The organism is Stenotrophomonas sp. YJH_SMC_135 (genome assembly GCF_059372355.1).
Genome location: NZ_JCAFVN010000001.1, coordinates 736723 through 751881, shown reverse-complemented (window position 1 = coordinate 751881; position 15159 = coordinate 736723). Strand labels below are relative to the sequence as shown.

Here is a 15159-nt window from a genome sequence, read left to right as displayed (position 1 = left end):
TTTGTCAACGTGAAGCCTCACGGCGTTCTCCGAGTCCAAGAATCGGCCCATCGTAGGGCGTGAACAGCCAGCCTTCCTGCATCAATCCGGCCCTGCTGCAACCCGCATTGGCGGTGGACGGTCAGCACCCGTCGCCCTATACCCAAAGGCTGTAAAGGGTCGAAATGGCAAGGGAATGGGGTGCAAGGGGAAAGGCTCTATCCCGAAAAGGCAAAAAGGCCTCCCCGCTCGGCCCGCGACAGGACACCCGCATGCTCTCTCTGTTCCAGCGAAAACGGCCCGCGGTTGCTGCTGCTCCGACGCCACCATCGGTCACCGACCTCCCGAAAGGGTTGATGCGGCCCGAGTCGGCCGCATCGCTGCTGGCCACCCCGCGCCGGCAGAAGCTGCTGGAGCACATCTGGCAGCGCACGTCGCTCTCACGTAAGCAGTTCGCCACCTTGTACCGGGCGCCACTGGAACGCTACGCCGAGCTGGTCCAGGCTTTCCCGGCTTCCGAGGCGCATCATCACGCTTACCCCGGCGGCATGCTGGACCATGGCCTGGAAATCGTCGCCTACAGTCTGAAGCTGCGGCAGTCCCATCTGCTTCCCATCGGCGCAAGCCCCGAGGACCAGGCTGCGCAGGCTGAGGCCTGGACTGCTGCAGTCGCCTATGCCGCGTTGTTGCACGACATCGGCAAGATCGCCGTCGATCTGCACGTCGAACTGGCCGATGGCTCGCTGTGGCACCCGTGGTACGGTCCGCTGCACCAGCCGTACCGCTTCCGCTACCGCGACGATCGCGAATACCACCTGCACAGCGCGGCGACGGGCTTGCTCTACCGCCAACTGTTGGACACCCAACTCCTGGACTGGCTCAGTGGCTATCCCGACCTGTGGGGACCGCTGCTCTACGTCCTGGCCGGCCAGTACGAGCACGCCGGTGTGCTGGGCGAACTGGTCGTGCAGGCCGACCGCGCTTCCGTGGCCCAGGAACTGGGCGGCGATCCGGCGCGCGCCATGGCCGCTCCCAAGCACGCGCTGCAACGCAAGCTGCTCGACGGGCTGCGCTACCTGCTCAAGGAACAGTTGAAGCTGAACCAGCCGGAAGCCTCCGATGGCTGGCTCACCGAGGACGCGCTGTGGCTGGTGAGCAAGACGGTATCGGACAAACTGCGTGCGCACCTGCTGTCCCAAGGCGTTGACGGCATTCCTGCGAACAACACCGCGGTGTTCAACGTCCTCCAGGATCACGGCATGTTGCAGCCGACGCCCGACGGCAAGGCGATCTGGCGCGCGACCGTGACCAGTTCCACCGGCTGGTGTCACTCGTTCACGCTGTTGCGCCTCGGGCCCGCGCTGATCTGGGAGCCAAGCGAGAGGCCGGCGCTGTTCGCCGGCACAGTGGCGATCGACGCGGCGGCCACGGACAAAGGGCCCGATGTGTCAGCCACTACTCCGCCGGCCGGAGCGCAGTCAGCCTCGGAGGGCCAAGAGGTTCCGCCATGGGAGGGAGGTAACCCCTCTCGTCCAGCGAAAGGTGAACCGCTGCCCGACGCCATGGAAGACATGCTTTCGATGGTGGGCATGGTGAATTCACCCGCAACCCGGCAGGACGCTGAAGCACCTTCGGAGCCGGTGTCTGCCGCGCGTACTGAAGCGACGACCTTGACCGCACCTCAGCGTTCGTCCCCAGCGCCCAAGCCCACGACAGCGCCATCCGGAGAGCACTTCATGGCGTGGCTGAAACAAGGCATCGCTTCCCGCCGGCTCATCATCAACGACGCGAAAGCGCTCGTGCATACCGCGAGCGGCACCGCCTACCTGGTCAGCCCCGGCGTATTCCAGCGCTATGCGCAGGAGCATCCGCAAGTCAGCGCGCTGGCCAAGCAGGAGAGCCAGCAAGACTGGCAGTGGATACAAAAGCGCTTCGAGAGGCTGCAGCTGCATCGCAAGCAACCGAACGGCCTGAACATCTGGACCTGTGAAGTAACCGGGCCTAGAAAATCCCGCCGTCTGCATGGATACCTTCTGGAAGATCCGAGCCTGCTTTTCTCGGAAACGCCTCCGAGCAATCCCTATCTATCCCTGTTGGGTGAGACCAGACACTGCGAACAGACTTCAGGAAAGCAAGGGGCGTCAACATGACCTCCTCAATTTCGCCGGGGCAGTCTATTGCCGCCAAAGCGCACCTTTATTCAGACAGAGCCAAAGGCCCGATGAGCGCAGCGATGATGGAACAAGGCAGCGCCTCTCCCGTCTCTGGGCTGCACTACGCCGGCAAGAAGCATAAGGTCATCGCTCCCGACCGGGAGATTGTCTTCGAGTTCTCGCAGGACTGTCTGGACTCGGGCCGATTCGCTCCTTGACACCACAAATACAGCTAACAGGAAAGAGCATTCATGAAGTCGATCAACGTTGAAGTCGGAGGGCTTGTATCGAGCCTGAGCGGTGAGGGAGTGCGCCGCAAGCTGCTGTATCTTCACGGCGTCCATAATGCGGATGCCAACTATGTTGCGGGAAGCGCAACGATTCATCTCGACGAGCGATGCCTCAGGGTCAAGGATCTGCGCCATTGCATCTCCGAATGCGGCTATCCGGCACCGAAGCTCACCCGGACTACTGCCGCAGATGGGGCAGTGCCAAGTCAAATCTTGTGACAAGCTCGCTGGAGGTCACGGCAACAGAACCACCATGCGCCTCCGCAATCGATTTCACGATGGCAAGGCCAAGACCGGCGCCCGCCGTATTTCGTTGCCGTGCCGGATCAACTCGGTAGAATCGATTGAAGAGCTTTGGTAGATCGGGCTCAGGAATTTTCTCACCGGGATTGACCACACTGATCGTTGTCCACTGCTCATCCTGCGAGAGCAAGACCGTGATGCTCTTCCCGCGAGGAGTGTGTCGAATTGCGTTCGAGAGAAGATTGTTCAGCGCCCGGGTGAGCATTTCCCGATCCGCCGCTATGCTGCCGATCGCCCCTTTAACGCCAAGCGTAATGCCGCTATCTTCTGCCAGCGCCTCGAAATAGTCGAACAGACTCCGCACCAATTCGGACAGATCAATTGTAGACAAGCGCAAGTTGCGGGGATCATTTTCCGTTTGGGCAAGAAACAGCATGTCTCCAATCATGCGTCCCATCCGATCAAACTCTTCCAAATTTGAATAGAGGATTTCTCTGTATTCCTCGTTGCTGCGCGGCTGGCCAAGCGCTACGTGAGTCTGCGTGACCAGGTTGGTGACGGGCGTGCGCAACTCGTGCGCTATGTCTGCGGAAAAGTGTGATAGCCGGGTGAAGCCTTCCTCGATTCTCGCCAACATATCGTTGAAGGCAAATACCAGTTCCGCCAGTTCGATCGGCACATCCCGAGGATCCAACCTCACATCCAGCTTTGAAGAGCGAATCGCCCGAATCTCTTCATTGACCTTGCGAATCGGCAGATGGCCCCACTGCACCGCCAGCCAAGCCACACCGAGCGCCAGACACATGACCAAGCCGGTTGCCCACCAAAGCATGCGCTTGAACTCCGCCAGGAAGTCGAGATGAAAGCCGATGTCCATGGCGGCGACGATGCGGTAGCCGGACGCCGCTGAATCGTCAGCAGGCAGTTGTACCACCACACCTCGATATGACCTCTGATCCTCGTGCCACACGATCAAATCGTCAGCGGTGATGCGGTTCACCAACTTTTTGTTACTGTCAAGTTTCGACAGGTCAGGACCGGGCGTGGCATAGATGCTATTGCCAGACCCATCGTAGACGCCGTACGTCATCCCATGATGTCCTGCGACTGCGTTGGCCAAGTGTTGCTTCAGTTCGTCGCTTGCGATGTCACTTGCAAGCTGGTGCAAGGGCTGAGCCAAAGCGGCTGTCACTGCCTCCAGTTCGTGGGCATCCTGTTGAGCAAAGTGGTGCTCCAACGACCGGAGAATGACCCAGTTGAACACAAGAAACACCAAGGTCGTGGCGATACCAACCAGGGCCGTGACCCTCAATGCAAGCGACGCTGGACGGCTTTGCCGCGGCTTATGGCGCAGGGGCATCATCGGGCGCATCGAGCGTGTATCCCATTCCACGCACGGTGTGGATGAGCTTCGGATTGAACGCATCGTCTATCTTCGCGCGTAGGCGGCGGATGGCTACATCGATGACGTTGCTGTCGCTGTCGAAATTCATGTCCCATACCTGCGACGCGATCAGAGAACGTGGAAGGACTTCCCCCTGGCGACGGGCCAGGAGCTCAAGCAACGCGAACTCCTTGCTGGTGAGATTGATGCGTTGGCCAGCGCGCGTTGCACGTCGGCGCGCCAAGTCCAGTACCAAATCGGCAACCTGGATGCGATCAGGCTGGCTCGGAGCGCTTCCGCGTCGCAGCAGCGTCCGCACCCGCGCCAGCAACTCAGAGAAGGCGAATGGCTTGACGAGGTAGTCGTCCGCTCCCAGTTCCAATCCCTTGACACGGTCGTCCACACCGCCACGCGCCGTCAGAAAGAGTACAGGGACCTGTTTACCGGCATCTCGAAGGGCACGCACGATGCGCCAGCCATCGACATCCGGCAGCATGACATCCAAGACCACCAGATCGTATGTCTCGCCCATGGCCAGGTGGTGTCCGTCCAATCCGTTGCGCGCCAGATCCACTACGAATCCCGCCTCCATGAGACCTTGGCGGACGTAATCCGCCGTCTTGTTCTCGTCTTCAACGACCAGCAGTTTCATCGCATGTCCCATGAAATCGCTGCGGCGCAGAAAAATAGCCGCTCACGATGTACGCATTCATCCACTTCAATCAGCAATTTACTGGTTGCCAGCTTCCACGAACATGACACGAACATTACATGAATGTAATTCAAGGGTCATTCGGTGGAAAGTGCCCAACCCATAGCATGACCTGCATTGCGTCGAACTGTGCCGCTCAGGATGGGGTGGCGTTTAGAACGACTTCCGAGTCATCTATGGAGGATTTCAGGCCATGCCGCCTCGTTCACCCTTTTTTATCGTGCCCCCACAGGGCCTTTCTCGTCGGCGTTTCGTCCAAGGGTTAGCCGCCGGCGGCGTTCTCGCTGGGCTGTCCACGCCGGCGTTCAAGGCATTTGCCCAGCAAGGCTCCGCGACGCGCGGTGCCGCCCCTGTGCTAAAAGGCACCGAGTTCGACTTGGTGATCGCCGAATCGCCCGTGAACTTCACGGGCAAGCCAGGCGTGGCTACGACCATCAACGGCTCGCTGCCGGCACCGACATTGCGTTGGCGCGAGGGTGACACCGTCACAATCCGTGTGACCAACAAGCTGCGTGAAGCCACATCCATCCACTGGCACGGGATCATCCTGCCGTATCAGATGGATGGCGTGCCGGGCATTAGCTTCAAAGGCATCGCTCCCGGCGAGACCTTCACGTACCGCTTCAAGGTTCAGCAAAGCGGCTCCTACTGGTACCACTCGCACTCCGGCTTCCAGGAACTCACGGGCATGTACGGGGCGATCATCATCGACCCCGCTGGCGCCGAGACCATCCGCGCCGACCGTGACCACGTGCTGCTGTTCTCGGATTGGACCGACGAAGACCCGATGCGGGTGTTCACCAAGCTCAAGTCCCAAAGCGACTACTACAACTACAACCAACCTACCGTCTTCGACTTCTTCCGGGACGCCTCGCGCGACGGCATGGCCGCTGCGATCGACAAGCGCAAGATGTGGAACGAGATGCGGATGAATCCGACGGATCTCGCCGATCTGTCCGCCGCCACGCTGACCTATCTGGCCAACGGCGTCACCCCCGCCGGCAATTGGACGGCGTTGTTCCGACCGGGGGAGCGCGTGCGGCTGCGCATGGTCAACGGTGCGGGCAACACCTTCTACGACGTACGCATTCCCGGACTGAAACTCACGGTGGTGCACGTCGATGGTGTTGACGTGGAGCCGGTGACGGTCGATGAGTTCCGATTCGGTCCGGGCGAAACCGTCGATGTGATCGTCCAGCCACGGGATGACGCTTACACGATCTTCGCCCAGGCGATGGACCGGACAGGCTACGCGCGTGCCACGCTGGCCGTGCGTGAAGGTCTTCAAGCTCCCGTGCCTGCCCTCGATCCGGTCGAATGGCTGACCATGAACGACATGATGGGCGGCATGATGGGGGGCATGGACCATGGCGGGTCCGGCCAGGCCATGGAGATGACCGGGATGACGGGCATGACGGGCATGACGGGCATGACCGGGATGACCGGGATGACCGGGATGGGCTCGGGTTCGATGTCCGGGATGGATCATGGGACGATGGCTGGCATGAACCACGGTGGCATGGCGATGGATCACAGCCAACACGCCGCGGCTGCGGGGGGACTGGCCGTGCCCAGCACTACTGCCCGCCACGCTCGCACCGAGTATGGTGCCAGCACGGACATGCGCGTTGACATGGCGCGCACCAACCTCGATGACCCCGGCATTGGACTGCGCAACAACGGTCGGCGCGTGTTGACCCTCGCGGATCTGCATACCCCGTCGGGGCCGCTGGACAAGAGAGGCCCTGGCCGGGAGGTCGAATTGCACCTCACGGGCAACATGGAACGCTACGCATGGTCCCTGGACGGGCTGGAGTTCGGAAAGTCCACGCCGGTGCACTTCAAACACGGCGAGCGGCTGCGGGTCATTCTGCACAACGACACCATGATGACCCATCCCATGCACCTGCACGGCATGTGGAGCGAGCTGGAAAGCCCCGACGGTCGCTTCCTTGCGCGCCGCCACACCCTGCCGGTGCAGCCGGCACAACGCATCAGCTTCCTGGTGACAGCCGACGCGCTCGGCCGCTGGGCGTGGCACTGCCACCTGATGTTCCACATGGATGCCGGCATGTTCCGCGAAGTCGTGGTGTCTTGAACCCAGCGCACAAGGAAGACCAAGAATGTCCAAAGCACTCCCCACTCGCGCACTGGCCACGACGCTACTGGCCCTGGTAAGCGTCGCCGCACAGGCACAAGCACAGAACGACCATGCTGCGCACGGCCAGGCCGACTCTCAAACGGCCGCGCCATCCACTCAGACCGTGGCTCCTGCCGCCGACCCGCACGCGGGTCACGCGGCGTCGGCGAGCGGCTCGACCGCGGCCCCGGCCATGGATCACGGCAACATGCAGATGCAGGGCGGGTCGGCGCCTCCTGACGCCCGCGATCCGCATGGCTACTCCAATGGCCTGACATTGGGATCGGGCGACTACGCCGTACCCGGTGTGCCGCGGCTGATGCTGGCCGACGAACACAGGTTCTTCTCGTTGCGCGGCGAAACCCTGGAACGCCGCTTCACGCGCAAAGGGGACGATTCCACGGCCTACGACCTCCAGGCGTGGTATGGGACGACCTACAACAAGGCCGTCGTGAAGGCCGAAGGCGATATCGCCAAAGGAAAGCTCGAAGAATCGCGTACCGAGCTTCTCTGGGGGCACGCCGTCGCACCGTACTGGGACACCCAGCTCGGCATTCGGGTGGATAACGGCGAAGGCCCGAGCCGTCAATGGTTGGCTTTCGGCATCCAGGGCCTCGCCCCCTACTGGTTCGAGCTGGAGGCGACGGGCTACGTGGGAAGTGGCGGACGTACGGCGCTGCGTGTCGAAGGCAGCTACGAGCTGCTGCTGACCCAGCGACTGATTCTGGAGCCTCGCGCCGAGTTGCAGTTCTATGGCAAGGACGACCCGGAACGCGGTATCGGCAAGGGCTTGGCCGAAGCGTCTGCTGGCTTGCGCCTGCGCTATGAATTCAGTCGCCAGTTCGCCCCCTATATCGGCGTGGAACGGGCGGGCAGCTTCGGACGCACCGCGGACTATGTGCGTGCCGAAGGCGGCCGCGCGCAGCAGACGCGCTGGGTGGCTGGCGTGCGATTCTGGTTCTAGAACCTAGCGGGTTTGATCATCTGATGAGAGGCAATCTATGAACATGCACTACGACAGAAGCCAGGGCAAAGTGCCGAGACGCCAGGCATTGATCGCTGGCTTGTTGGTGATGGCACTCGCAGGACCGAGCCTGGCGCAGAGCCGACCGATTGCCAAGGTCTGGAAGGACCCGAGCTGCGGATGCTGCAAGGACTGGGTCTCACACCTGCAAGGCGCAGGCTTCGATGTGCAGGTTCTCGACACCGGGAACACGGCAGCGCGCACGCGGCTGGGCATCCCGCAGAAGTACGGTTCGTGCCACACGGCGCAGATCGGCAGCTATGCCATCGAGGGTCATGTGCCTGCCTCGGACATTCAACGCTTGCTGCGCGAAGCCCCGCAGGCCATCGGCCTTGCGGCGCCCGGCATGCCGGTCGGTTCGCCCGGCATGGATGGTCCGGCCTATGGTGGACGCAAGGACGCCTACGACGTGCTGCTGATCGGGAAAAACGGTAGCAGCACGGTCTATCAGTCGCATCGCTGACCATCCATCAACCCTTCTCCGTGGAGATATGCCATGCAGCATCAGCACACACATACCCCCAGCGATCGTCCCCGGTTCTGGCGATCGCGCTACGGCGTGGCGTTCCTCATCATCGCCGCTGTCGCCGCGTATTTCCTGCTCAAGGAGCACACGGCACATGTTGCCGGCTATCTCCCCTTCCTGCTGCTGGCGGCTTGTCCGCTGATGCACCTGTTCATGCACCGTGGTCACGGCCACGGCGGACACGATCATGCCGCGCGTCAGGGTGAGGAAGGTGCCGCAGCCTCCAAGGAGCAGAAGCAATGAGTCGAGGCACTCGCACCGTGCGAGCACGCGACGCCGCGCTTGTCTCCTTGCGCGCGTGCGGCCTGCTGCGATCACCAGACACCAACGGTTAACGGCGGAGGGCACTTGTCACTATGAATTCACCCAGCAAGTCTTCAGGACATGAGCACGCAGGCATGGCGGCGGGTGCCACAACGTCCGGCACGCATACCCACCACCATCACGCCAGCCATGCTGGAAGTGACGATGCGGGCGGGCCCTCAAGCCACTCGCAGCCCGATGCCTCGACACGAGATCCGGTGTGTGGGATGGCGGTCACGGCGGCGTCGGAGCACCGCTCCACGCACTTGGGGAACACGTACCTGTTTTGCAGCACCGGATGCAAGGCCAAATTCGACGCCGATCCGGCGCGATATGCCAGCGGTGGCGCGGGCATAGGCACAGGCAGCGGCCATGCACCGCATCACCATGCCAGCACCGCGATTTCACCGGCCCCGGCGGCATCGCCAACCGCACCCGGAACAATCTACACCTGCCCGATGCACCCGGAGATCCGCCAGGATCATCCGGGAATCTGCCCCAAGTGCGGGATGACGCTGGAGCCTCTGCTGCCCGACCTCGACGACGACAACCCGGAGTTGCGTGACTTCTCGCGTCGCTTCTGGTGGACCTTGCCGTTGACGCTCGTGGTCCTGGCGCTGGCGATGCTGGGCGAGCGGCTACACCTGATGGACATGGCTACACAGAGCTGGGTCGAGTTGGTGCTGTCGTTGCCGATCGTGCTGTGGGCCGGCTGGCCCTTCTTCTCCCGCGGCTGGCTGTCCGTGGTCAACCGCAGCCCGAACATGTGGACACTGATCGGCCTGGGAACGGGTGCGGCATTCATCTACAGCGTCGTGGCAACCGTTGCGCCGGAAGTGTTTCCAGCTTCCTTCATGTCCATGGGACGGGTCGGCGTGTATTTCGAGGCCGCCGCCGTCATCATCTCGCTGACACTGCTCGGCCAGGTGCTGGAACTCAAGGCGCGCTCCCAGACTTCGGCGGCCATCAAGTCGCTGCTGGGGCTGGCGCCCAAGACCGCGCGGCGCATCAATGCGGACGGCAGCGAGGAAGACGTGCCGCTCAGCCATGTGCACGTCGGCGATCTGCTGCGCATCCGACCCGGCGAGAAGGTGCCGGTGGATGGCATCGTGCACGAGGGCAGCAGCTCGATTGACGAATCCATGCTGACCGGCGAACCGCTGCCCGTAAGCAAGCGCGCGGGCGACAAGGTCATCGGGGCCACACTCAACACCAGCGGCGCGCTGGTCATGCGTTCGGAGCGGATCGGCTCGGACACCGTTCTGTCGCAGATCGTCCAGATGGTCGCCCAGGCGCAGCGTTCCAAGGCGCCGATGCAACGCATGGCCGATGTCGTTGCCGGCTACTTCGTGATGGCCGTCGTTGCCATTGCGGTCACGACGCTCTTTGTATGGGGATTCTTCGGGCCGCAGCCCACCTGGGTCTATGGACTCATCAATGCGGTGGCCGTTCTGATCATCGCCTGCCCGTGCGCGCTGGGTCTGGCCACGCCGATGTCGATCATGGTCGCAACGGGCCGTGGCGCCACGCAGGGCGTGCTATTCCGCGATGCCGCGGCGATCGAGAATCTTCGCAAGGTCGATACCCTCGTCATCGACAAGACAGGAACCCTGACCGAAGGCCGACCTGCTTTCGATCAGGTCGTCGCAGCACCCGGCTTTACGAACGATGAGGTGCTGCGTCTTGCGGCCAGCCTGGACCAGGGCAGTGAACACCCCCTGGCCGACGCCATCGTGCAGGCCGCGCGTGCCCAGGGCCTCCAACTCGTGAAGCCTCAGAGCTTTGAATCGGGAACCGGCATCGGCGTGCGCGGAAAGGTTGAGCACCGGCAACTCGCGTTGGGCAACACAGTGCTGATGGAACAGTCTGGCGTATCGGTGGAACCGCTCGTACCCCAGGCCGAAGCTCTGCGCGGCGAAGGGGCAAGCGTCATGTACTTGGCTGTGGACGGGCAGCTCGCGGGCTTGCTCGCCGTATCCGATCCGGTCAAGGGCAGCACCCCCGAGGCCCTGGCCGCGTTGAAGGCTGCGGGCCTGCGGGTCATCATGGCCACCGGGGACGGGCAGACCACCGCCAAAGCCGTCGGTGCACGCCTAGGCATCGACGAGGTGCATGGTGAGGTCAAGCCGGCGGACAAGCTCATGTTGATCGAGCGGCTGCAGAAAGAAGGACGCATCGTCGCCATGGCCGGAGACGGCATCAACGACGCGCCGGCCTTGGCGAAGGCAGACGTGGGCATCGCCATGGGAACGGGGACCGACGTGGCGATGAACAGCGCCCAGGTCACGCTGGTCAAGGGCGACCTGCGTGGCATCGCTGTCGCTCGCACGCTCTCGGTGAGTACCGTGCGCAACATGAAGCAGAACCTCATGTTCGCCTTCCTCTACAACGCGCTGGGCATCCCCATCGCCGCCGGGGTTCTCTATCCCCTCACGGGCTGGCTGCTGTCGCCGCTGATCGCAGCATTGGCGATGAGCCTGAGTTCGGCGTCGGTCGTTGGCAACGCCTTGCGCCTGAGAGCGAGCCGACTGTGACCGGATTTTCTTTCTGAACCTACAGGAGCCTGCTATCGCCCAGCGAACCGTTTCTTTCGTTCCACGCCGTTGCGAAGGTGCAAGCCTTATCTCGGCACTTCGTTCTTAGAGCGGCTAACACAACCACATCAAGGACCGCACGCAAATGACGCTGCATGCCAGGGATAGCAAGGCCACGTGGGTATGAACGCTTCGCTCGAAACGCACACGCAGCTTGCCGAAGGCGGCCAGCCAGGCATGCGTGCGTTCCACGACCCAACGATGGCGGCCCAATCGATCGTTGCGTTCAATGCCCCGGCGGGCGATGCGATCGACGATGCCCCGGCGCCTGAGGTGCGCCCGGCAGCGCGCAAAGTCGTAGCCCTTGTCCGCATGCAGCTTGCCCGGCCAGCGGCGCGGCCTGCCGCGCTTTCCTCGCACATCCGGCAAGGCATCGACCAGTTGCTCGAAGACCACCGAGTCGTGCCGGTTAGCACCGGTGACGCAGAACATCAGCGGGATGCCCTGGCGGTCCGTGATGAGGTGGCGCTTGCTGCCGAGTTTGCCCCTGTCGGTCGGGTTGGGGCCCGTGTGCGAGCCCCCCGGGGGCTGGGGACGCTGGCAGCGTCCAGGTTGGCCCGGCTGAAGTCCAGCTTGCCAGCGCTGTGCAGTTCAGCAAGCAGTAGCAGATGCAGGCGGTGCCACACCCCGGCTTCCTGCCATTGGCGCAGACGCCGCCAACATGTCATGCCGCTGCCAAAGCCCAGCTCCTGCGGCAGTTCCTCCCAAGGGATGCCCGTACGCAGCACGAACAGGATGCCGTTGAGCGCCATCTCGTCACTGACCCGCGGGCGACCGCCCTTGGCTGAGGGCACGAACACCGGCAGCAGCGGCTCGATCTTCTTGAACAGCGCCGCGCTGATTTCCTTGTTCTTGTTTCGACCCATGCACCGTCAAACGCAGATCAGGCGCTTGACGATGACAGGGTTGTGTTAGCCGCTCTTAAACCACTCCTCACACATCAAGGTAGAAATCTCTATGACCCGTTCACATTTCATCGCCAAGCTCGTCGCGCCGATCGCTGCTGGTCTGTTCGCCACCGCCGCATTCGCGCATCCTTCGCTGGTGTCTTCAACGCCAGCCGACAAGTCGCAGGTTTCCGCGCCAGCCACCATCGAGCTGAAGTTCTCCGAAACGCTGGTGCCGCAGTTCTCCGCCGCGAGCCTTGTCATGACTGGCATGCCGGGAATGGCGAGCCATGGCCCGATGAAGATCAACGCCAGCGTCGCGGGTGCCGGCGACGGCAAGACCATGGTCATCACGCCAGCACAGGCGCTCCAGCCCGGCGACTATCGCGTCGAATGGCGTGCCGTCTCCTCGGACACGCATCCGATCACGGGTAACGTCACCTTCAAGGTGAAGTAAGCCCATGGCCGGGGATTGGTTGACCATCGTCCTGCGCCTGGCGCTTTATCTGGACCTGGCGGCGGCGTTTGGCGTCGCCATGTTCGGACTCTATGCTTTGGGCAACGACGAGCGATCCTCGACGATCTCGCGCCGCTATCGCGTCCTCATTGGCGCATCCGCTGCCATCGGCATTGCCCTGTCGATGTGGGGCATGACGGTCATGGCCAAGGCCATGTCCGGCGCCCAAAGCTACGCGGAGCTGTCAACGCACGTTTTCGACATGCTCATTACGGGCACGCACATGGGCATCGCCTGGTGCATTCGCATCCTCGCGCTGTTGGTGTGTGTGCTCGTCGCAATGTTGAAATTGAACGCTACCTTGCGATTTGCAGTGATGGCGCTCTCCACCGGCGTGGCGCTGGCGACCCTTGCGTGGGCAGGCCACGGCGCCATGGACGACGGCGTTCGCGGCTACATCCATCTTGCGTCGGATATCACCCACCTCTGGGCAGCGGGCGCTTGGGTGGGCGCATTGTTGGCGTTCTTGATGCTGGCATCCCACAAGCGGGATGTCGCGCAAGACCCGGTAGCGGTCCTCAGTCGGACGTCGAATGGCTTTGCTCGCATAGGTACAGCGATCGTGGCTGCACTCGTCGTGAGTGGAACTCTCAATTACCTGTTGATCGCCGGACCATCGTTTGATCCGCTCATCTCGACGCTGTATGGCCGGCTGCTGATGGTAAAGCTCCTGCTTTTCGCAGGCATGCTGGCGTTGGCTGCTGCCAATCGGTATCGGTTGAGCCCGAGCCTGGAGGCAGCTTTGAAGGCAGGCAATCGCGCACAGGCAGTCATCAAGCTTAGGCAGAGTCTGTTCACGGAGGCAACCTTGGCCGTTTTGGTTCTGGCGAGCGTTGCATGGCTTGGCATCTTGTCTCCCACTGGAACCTAATCCTTCATGGGCGGCAGATGACAGCGCATGAATTGAATGTAATGCACGGGTAAGCCCTCTGTAGACCGCCTGCTTCTACATTTAACGACGCGGCGCAAGTTGTCGTCGTTTTTACAAAGGAGTCGATCATGAAATCGCAAATTGTCATTGCCGCCCTGTTGAGCGCTCTCTCCGTGCCAGCCTTCGCCGGTCATGCAGCAGCCCAAGCAGCCAAGGAGATGGTTCCCTTGGCTGACGGGGGAACGCTGTACATCTTCAAGGACGGAAAGATGGCACAGGAAAGCCGCTTCGGGCGCGCCGTCTATCTCAATGTCGGGGCTTCGGTGTCGACGAAGGATGGGCGCAACATCGCGATCACCAGCAATGAAGTCGCTCGCCTCGGCTCGCTGCTACAAAAAGAGCACGGCGGATGACGCCGCGGGTGTGCGGTGCTTTTCAAAGCTTCTGCACAGTGTGACAGAGACGCGCGCCCCGATTGGGCGCGCGCGATTGGGACGCGTCACGAGCAACCACGAGCGCTCAAGATGCCAGTTTTTGCGATGTCAAGCGCATCAACTTCCCTGGAATGGATCCAGCCTCCACATCCACCGTGATTCGTCCACGGGACATCTTGCGCGAATGAGAACCTGCGAGGAGCCCGATTTATGGAGTTGCGTCATCTACGATGCTTTGTCGTCTTGGCAGAGGAGTTGCATTTCACGCGGGCGGCCGAGAGGCTGCATATAGAGCAACCCCCCTTGTCTCGCGCGATCAAGGAATTGGAAGATGAGCTTGGGGTCACGCTGTTTGACCGCGACCGCAGGGGTACACGGCTGACCGTGGCGGGGGCGGCATTCTTGCAGGACACCCGCCGACTCTTCACTGTCCTGGAGCAAGCGCGTGAGAATGCCAGAGCCATTGCCGCGGGCCTGAGGGGCAGCCTGCGCATTGCAATTTCCGATGGTGCGATGGACCCACGACTATCGGCGTTCCTAGCTCGTTGCCGCGCGGAAGAGCCCGAGGTCGAGATACGTCTCTCCGAGGTACCGCTGACCGAGCAGATACGGGGCCTACGGTCTGGCGACTTCACGATCGGATTTGCACACGCGGCGGATGTTGGCGAAGGCATCGTGGCTGAACCGATCTGGCGAGACCCGATTGTGATCGCCGTGCCAGCGCGGCACTCGCTTCTTGCGCACAAGCAAGTTCCGCTCAACGAACTTCAGGGTCACCCACTGGTTCTGTGCGACAAACTGGCCTGCGAAGGCTACTGCCGAGAACTAAATCGGCTGCTACAGGTTCTGGAACACAGGCTCAACGTTGTCGAAGAAGTGTCGTCGCTGGACATGATGCTAACGCTGGTCGGCGCAGGCTATGGGATTGGTTTCATGACAGCGACCAAGATTCCCATCAGCCAGAGGCCGGACGTGGTGATTCGCCCTCTGGCGCAGGACACGGCGGTAATCACAACCTATCTGCTTCGGCCAGAAAGCAGCAACTCATCGGTTTCGCTGGATCGCTTCATGGAACGTCTGCGAGGACCTCCGGATGACTAAA

At 62.1% G+C, this 15159-nt stretch carries 15 protein-coding genes; 12 read left to right on the top strand and 3 right to left on the bottom strand.

The window, feature by feature from the left end; genetic code table 11:
• The first annotated feature begins 251 nt into the window (after positions 1-251).
• The 3 genes from mobH to AC5P98_RS03660 are packed head-to-tail and all read left to right on the top strand — an operon-like array spanning position 252 to position 2641.
• A complete protein-coding gene (gene mobH / locus AC5P98_RS03670; RefSeq protein WP_016445100.1) occupies positions 252-2129 on the top strand; it encodes a MobH family relaxase in 1878 nt (625 codons plus the stop codon).
• Positions 2126-2350 (top strand): hypothetical protein, encoded by a 225-nt coding sequence (locus tag AC5P98_RS03665; RefSeq protein WP_034012201.1) that lies wholly within the window; start codon positions 2126-2128, stop codon positions 2348-2350. The genes mobH and AC5P98_RS03665 overlap by 4 nt, the downstream gene beginning before the upstream one ends.
• A 33-nt stretch (positions 2351-2383) precedes the next feature.
• Positions 2384-2641, top strand: coding sequence for a heavy-metal-associated domain-containing protein (locus tag AC5P98_RS03660; RefSeq protein ID WP_013391817.1), 258 nt, complete (start codon positions 2384-2386; stop codon positions 2639-2641).
• Here the strand turns inward: AC5P98_RS03660 and AC5P98_RS03655 are convergent.
• Both AC5P98_RS03655 and AC5P98_RS03650 read right to left on the bottom strand, forming a co-directional pair.
• Entirely contained in the window at positions 2601-4037 is a 1437-nt protein-coding gene (locus AC5P98_RS03655; RefSeq protein WP_013391818.1) for a heavy metal sensor histidine kinase, read from the bottom strand. The genes AC5P98_RS03660 and AC5P98_RS03655 overlap by 41 nt on opposite strands.
• Entirely contained in the window at positions 4009-4701 is a 693-nt protein-coding gene (locus tag AC5P98_RS03650; protein WP_003097513.1) for a heavy metal response regulator transcription factor, read from the bottom strand. The genes AC5P98_RS03655 and AC5P98_RS03650 overlap by 29 nt, the downstream gene beginning before the upstream one ends.
• Positions 4702-4954: 253 nt before the next feature.
• Between AC5P98_RS03650 and AC5P98_RS03645 the strand changes: the two genes are divergently transcribed.
• The 5 genes from AC5P98_RS03645 to AC5P98_RS03625 all read left to right on the top strand — a co-directional run bounded on the left by AC5P98_RS03645 (position 4955) and on the right by AC5P98_RS03625 (position 11288).
• A complete protein-coding gene (locus AC5P98_RS03645; protein ID WP_495229853.1) occupies positions 4955-6859 on the top strand; it encodes a copper resistance system multicopper oxidase in 1905 nt (634 codons plus the stop codon).
• 25 nt (positions 6860-6884) lie between these two features.
• Positions 6885-7865, top strand: a complete 981-nt coding sequence (locus AC5P98_RS03640) for a copper resistance protein B (RefSeq protein ID WP_013391821.1) — start codon at positions 6885-6887, stop codon at positions 7863-7865.
• Positions 7866-7902: 37 nt separating this feature from the next.
• On the top strand, positions 7903-8388 hold the full coding sequence (locus AC5P98_RS03635) for a DUF411 domain-containing protein (protein ID WP_013391822.1): 486 nt from the start codon (positions 7903-7905) through the stop codon (positions 8386-8388).
• A gap of 33 nt (positions 8389-8421) precedes the next feature.
• Positions 8422-8694 carry a DUF2933 domain-containing protein gene (locus tag AC5P98_RS03630; RefSeq protein WP_013391823.1) on the top strand — a complete coding sequence of 91 codons (273 nt, stop codon included), beginning with the start codon at positions 8422-8424 and terminating at the stop codon, positions 8692-8694.
• 155 nt (positions 8695-8849) lie between these two features.
• Positions 8850-11288 (top strand): heavy metal translocating P-type ATPase, encoded by a 2439-nt coding sequence (locus tag AC5P98_RS03625; RefSeq protein WP_425460460.1) that lies wholly within the window; start codon positions 8850-8852, stop codon positions 11286-11288.
• A 114-nt stretch (positions 11289-11402) separates the two neighbouring features.
• On the opposite strand, the gene AC5P98_RS03620 is transcribed toward AC5P98_RS03625, so the two are convergent.
• Positions 11403-12214, bottom strand: a protein-coding gene (locus AC5P98_RS03620) for an IS5 family transposase (protein WP_495229852.1) whose coding sequence is annotated in 2 segments (ribosomal slippage) — positions 11403-11881 and positions 11881-12214 — 813 coding nt in all. Because the reading frame shifts where the segments join, the coding sequence is not laid out codon by codon here.
• Positions 12215-12305: 91 nt separating this feature from the next.
• Here AC5P98_RS03620 and copC point away from each other — a divergent pair.
• The 4 genes from copC to AC5P98_RS03600 all read left to right on the top strand — a co-directional run bounded on the left by copC (position 12306) and on the right by AC5P98_RS03600 (position 15158).
• Positions 12306-12692, top strand: a complete 387-nt coding sequence (copC, locus tag AC5P98_RS03615) for a copper homeostasis periplasmic binding protein CopC (RefSeq protein WP_008063308.1) — start codon at positions 12306-12308, stop codon at positions 12690-12692.
• A 4-nt stretch (positions 12693-12696) separates the two neighbouring features.
• The gene (gene copD / locus AC5P98_RS03610) at positions 12697-13623 is read left to right on the top strand and encodes a copper homeostasis membrane protein CopD (protein ID WP_016445094.1); all 927 of its coding nucleotides are present in this window, start codon (positions 12697-12699) and stop codon (positions 13621-13623) included.
• A 128-nt stretch (positions 13624-13751) separates the two neighbouring features.
• Positions 13752-14036, top strand: a complete 285-nt coding sequence (locus AC5P98_RS03605) for a CopK family periplasmic copper-binding protein (protein ID WP_003090336.1) — start codon at positions 13752-13754, stop codon at positions 14034-14036.
• A 231-nt stretch (positions 14037-14267) separates the two neighbouring features.
• Complete coding sequence (locus AC5P98_RS03600; RefSeq protein WP_013391826.1) at positions 14268-15158, top strand: LysR family transcriptional regulator; 891 nt, start codon at positions 14268-14270, stop codon at positions 15156-15158.
• Position 15159: the final 1 nt, after the last annotated feature.

What these genes read in the sequence shown, in the direction of transcription:
- mobH (WP_016445100.1), top strand. Translation starts at nt 252, where the DNA reads ATGCTCTCTCTGTTCCAGCGAAAACGGCCCGCGGTTGCTGCTGCTCCG.
- AC5P98_RS03665 (WP_034012201.1), top strand. Translation starts at nt 2,126, where the DNA reads ATGACCTCCTCAATTTCGCCGGGGCAGTCTATTGCCGCCAAAGCGCAC.
- AC5P98_RS03660 (WP_013391817.1), top strand. Translation starts at nt 2,384, where the DNA reads ATGAAGTCGATCAACGTTGAAGTCGGAGGGCTTGTATCGAGCCTGAGC.
- AC5P98_RS03655 (WP_013391818.1), bottom strand. Translation starts at nt 4,037, where the DNA reads ATGCGCCCGATGATGCCCCTGCGCCATAAGCCGCGGCAAAGCCGTCCA.
- AC5P98_RS03650 (WP_003097513.1), bottom strand. Translation starts at nt 4,701, where the DNA reads ATGAAACTGCTGGTCGTTGAAGACGAGAACAAGACGGCGGATTACGTC.
- AC5P98_RS03645 (WP_495229853.1), top strand. Translation starts at nt 4,955, where the DNA reads ATGCCGCCTCGTTCACCCTTTTTTATCGTGCCCCCACAGGGCCTTTCT.
- AC5P98_RS03640 (WP_013391821.1), top strand. Translation starts at nt 6,885, where the DNA reads ATGTCCAAAGCACTCCCCACTCGCGCACTGGCCACGACGCTACTGGCC.
- AC5P98_RS03635 (WP_013391822.1), top strand. Translation starts at nt 7,903, where the DNA reads ATGAACATGCACTACGACAGAAGCCAGGGCAAAGTGCCGAGACGCCAG.
- AC5P98_RS03630 (WP_013391823.1), top strand. Translation starts at nt 8,422, where the DNA reads ATGCAGCATCAGCACACACATACCCCCAGCGATCGTCCCCGGTTCTGG.
- AC5P98_RS03625 (WP_425460460.1), top strand. Translation starts at nt 8,850, where the DNA reads ATGGCGGCGGGTGCCACAACGTCCGGCACGCATACCCACCACCATCAC.
- copC (WP_008063308.1), top strand. Translation starts at nt 12,306, where the DNA reads ATGACCCGTTCACATTTCATCGCCAAGCTCGTCGCGCCGATCGCTGCT.
- copD (WP_016445094.1), top strand. Translation starts at nt 12,697, where the DNA reads ATGGCCGGGGATTGGTTGACCATCGTCCTGCGCCTGGCGCTTTATCTG.
- AC5P98_RS03605 (WP_003090336.1), top strand. Translation starts at nt 13,752, where the DNA reads ATGAAATCGCAAATTGTCATTGCCGCCCTGTTGAGCGCTCTCTCCGTG.
- AC5P98_RS03600 (WP_013391826.1), top strand. Translation starts at nt 14,268, where the DNA reads ATGGAGTTGCGTCATCTACGATGCTTTGTCGTCTTGGCAGAGGAGTTG.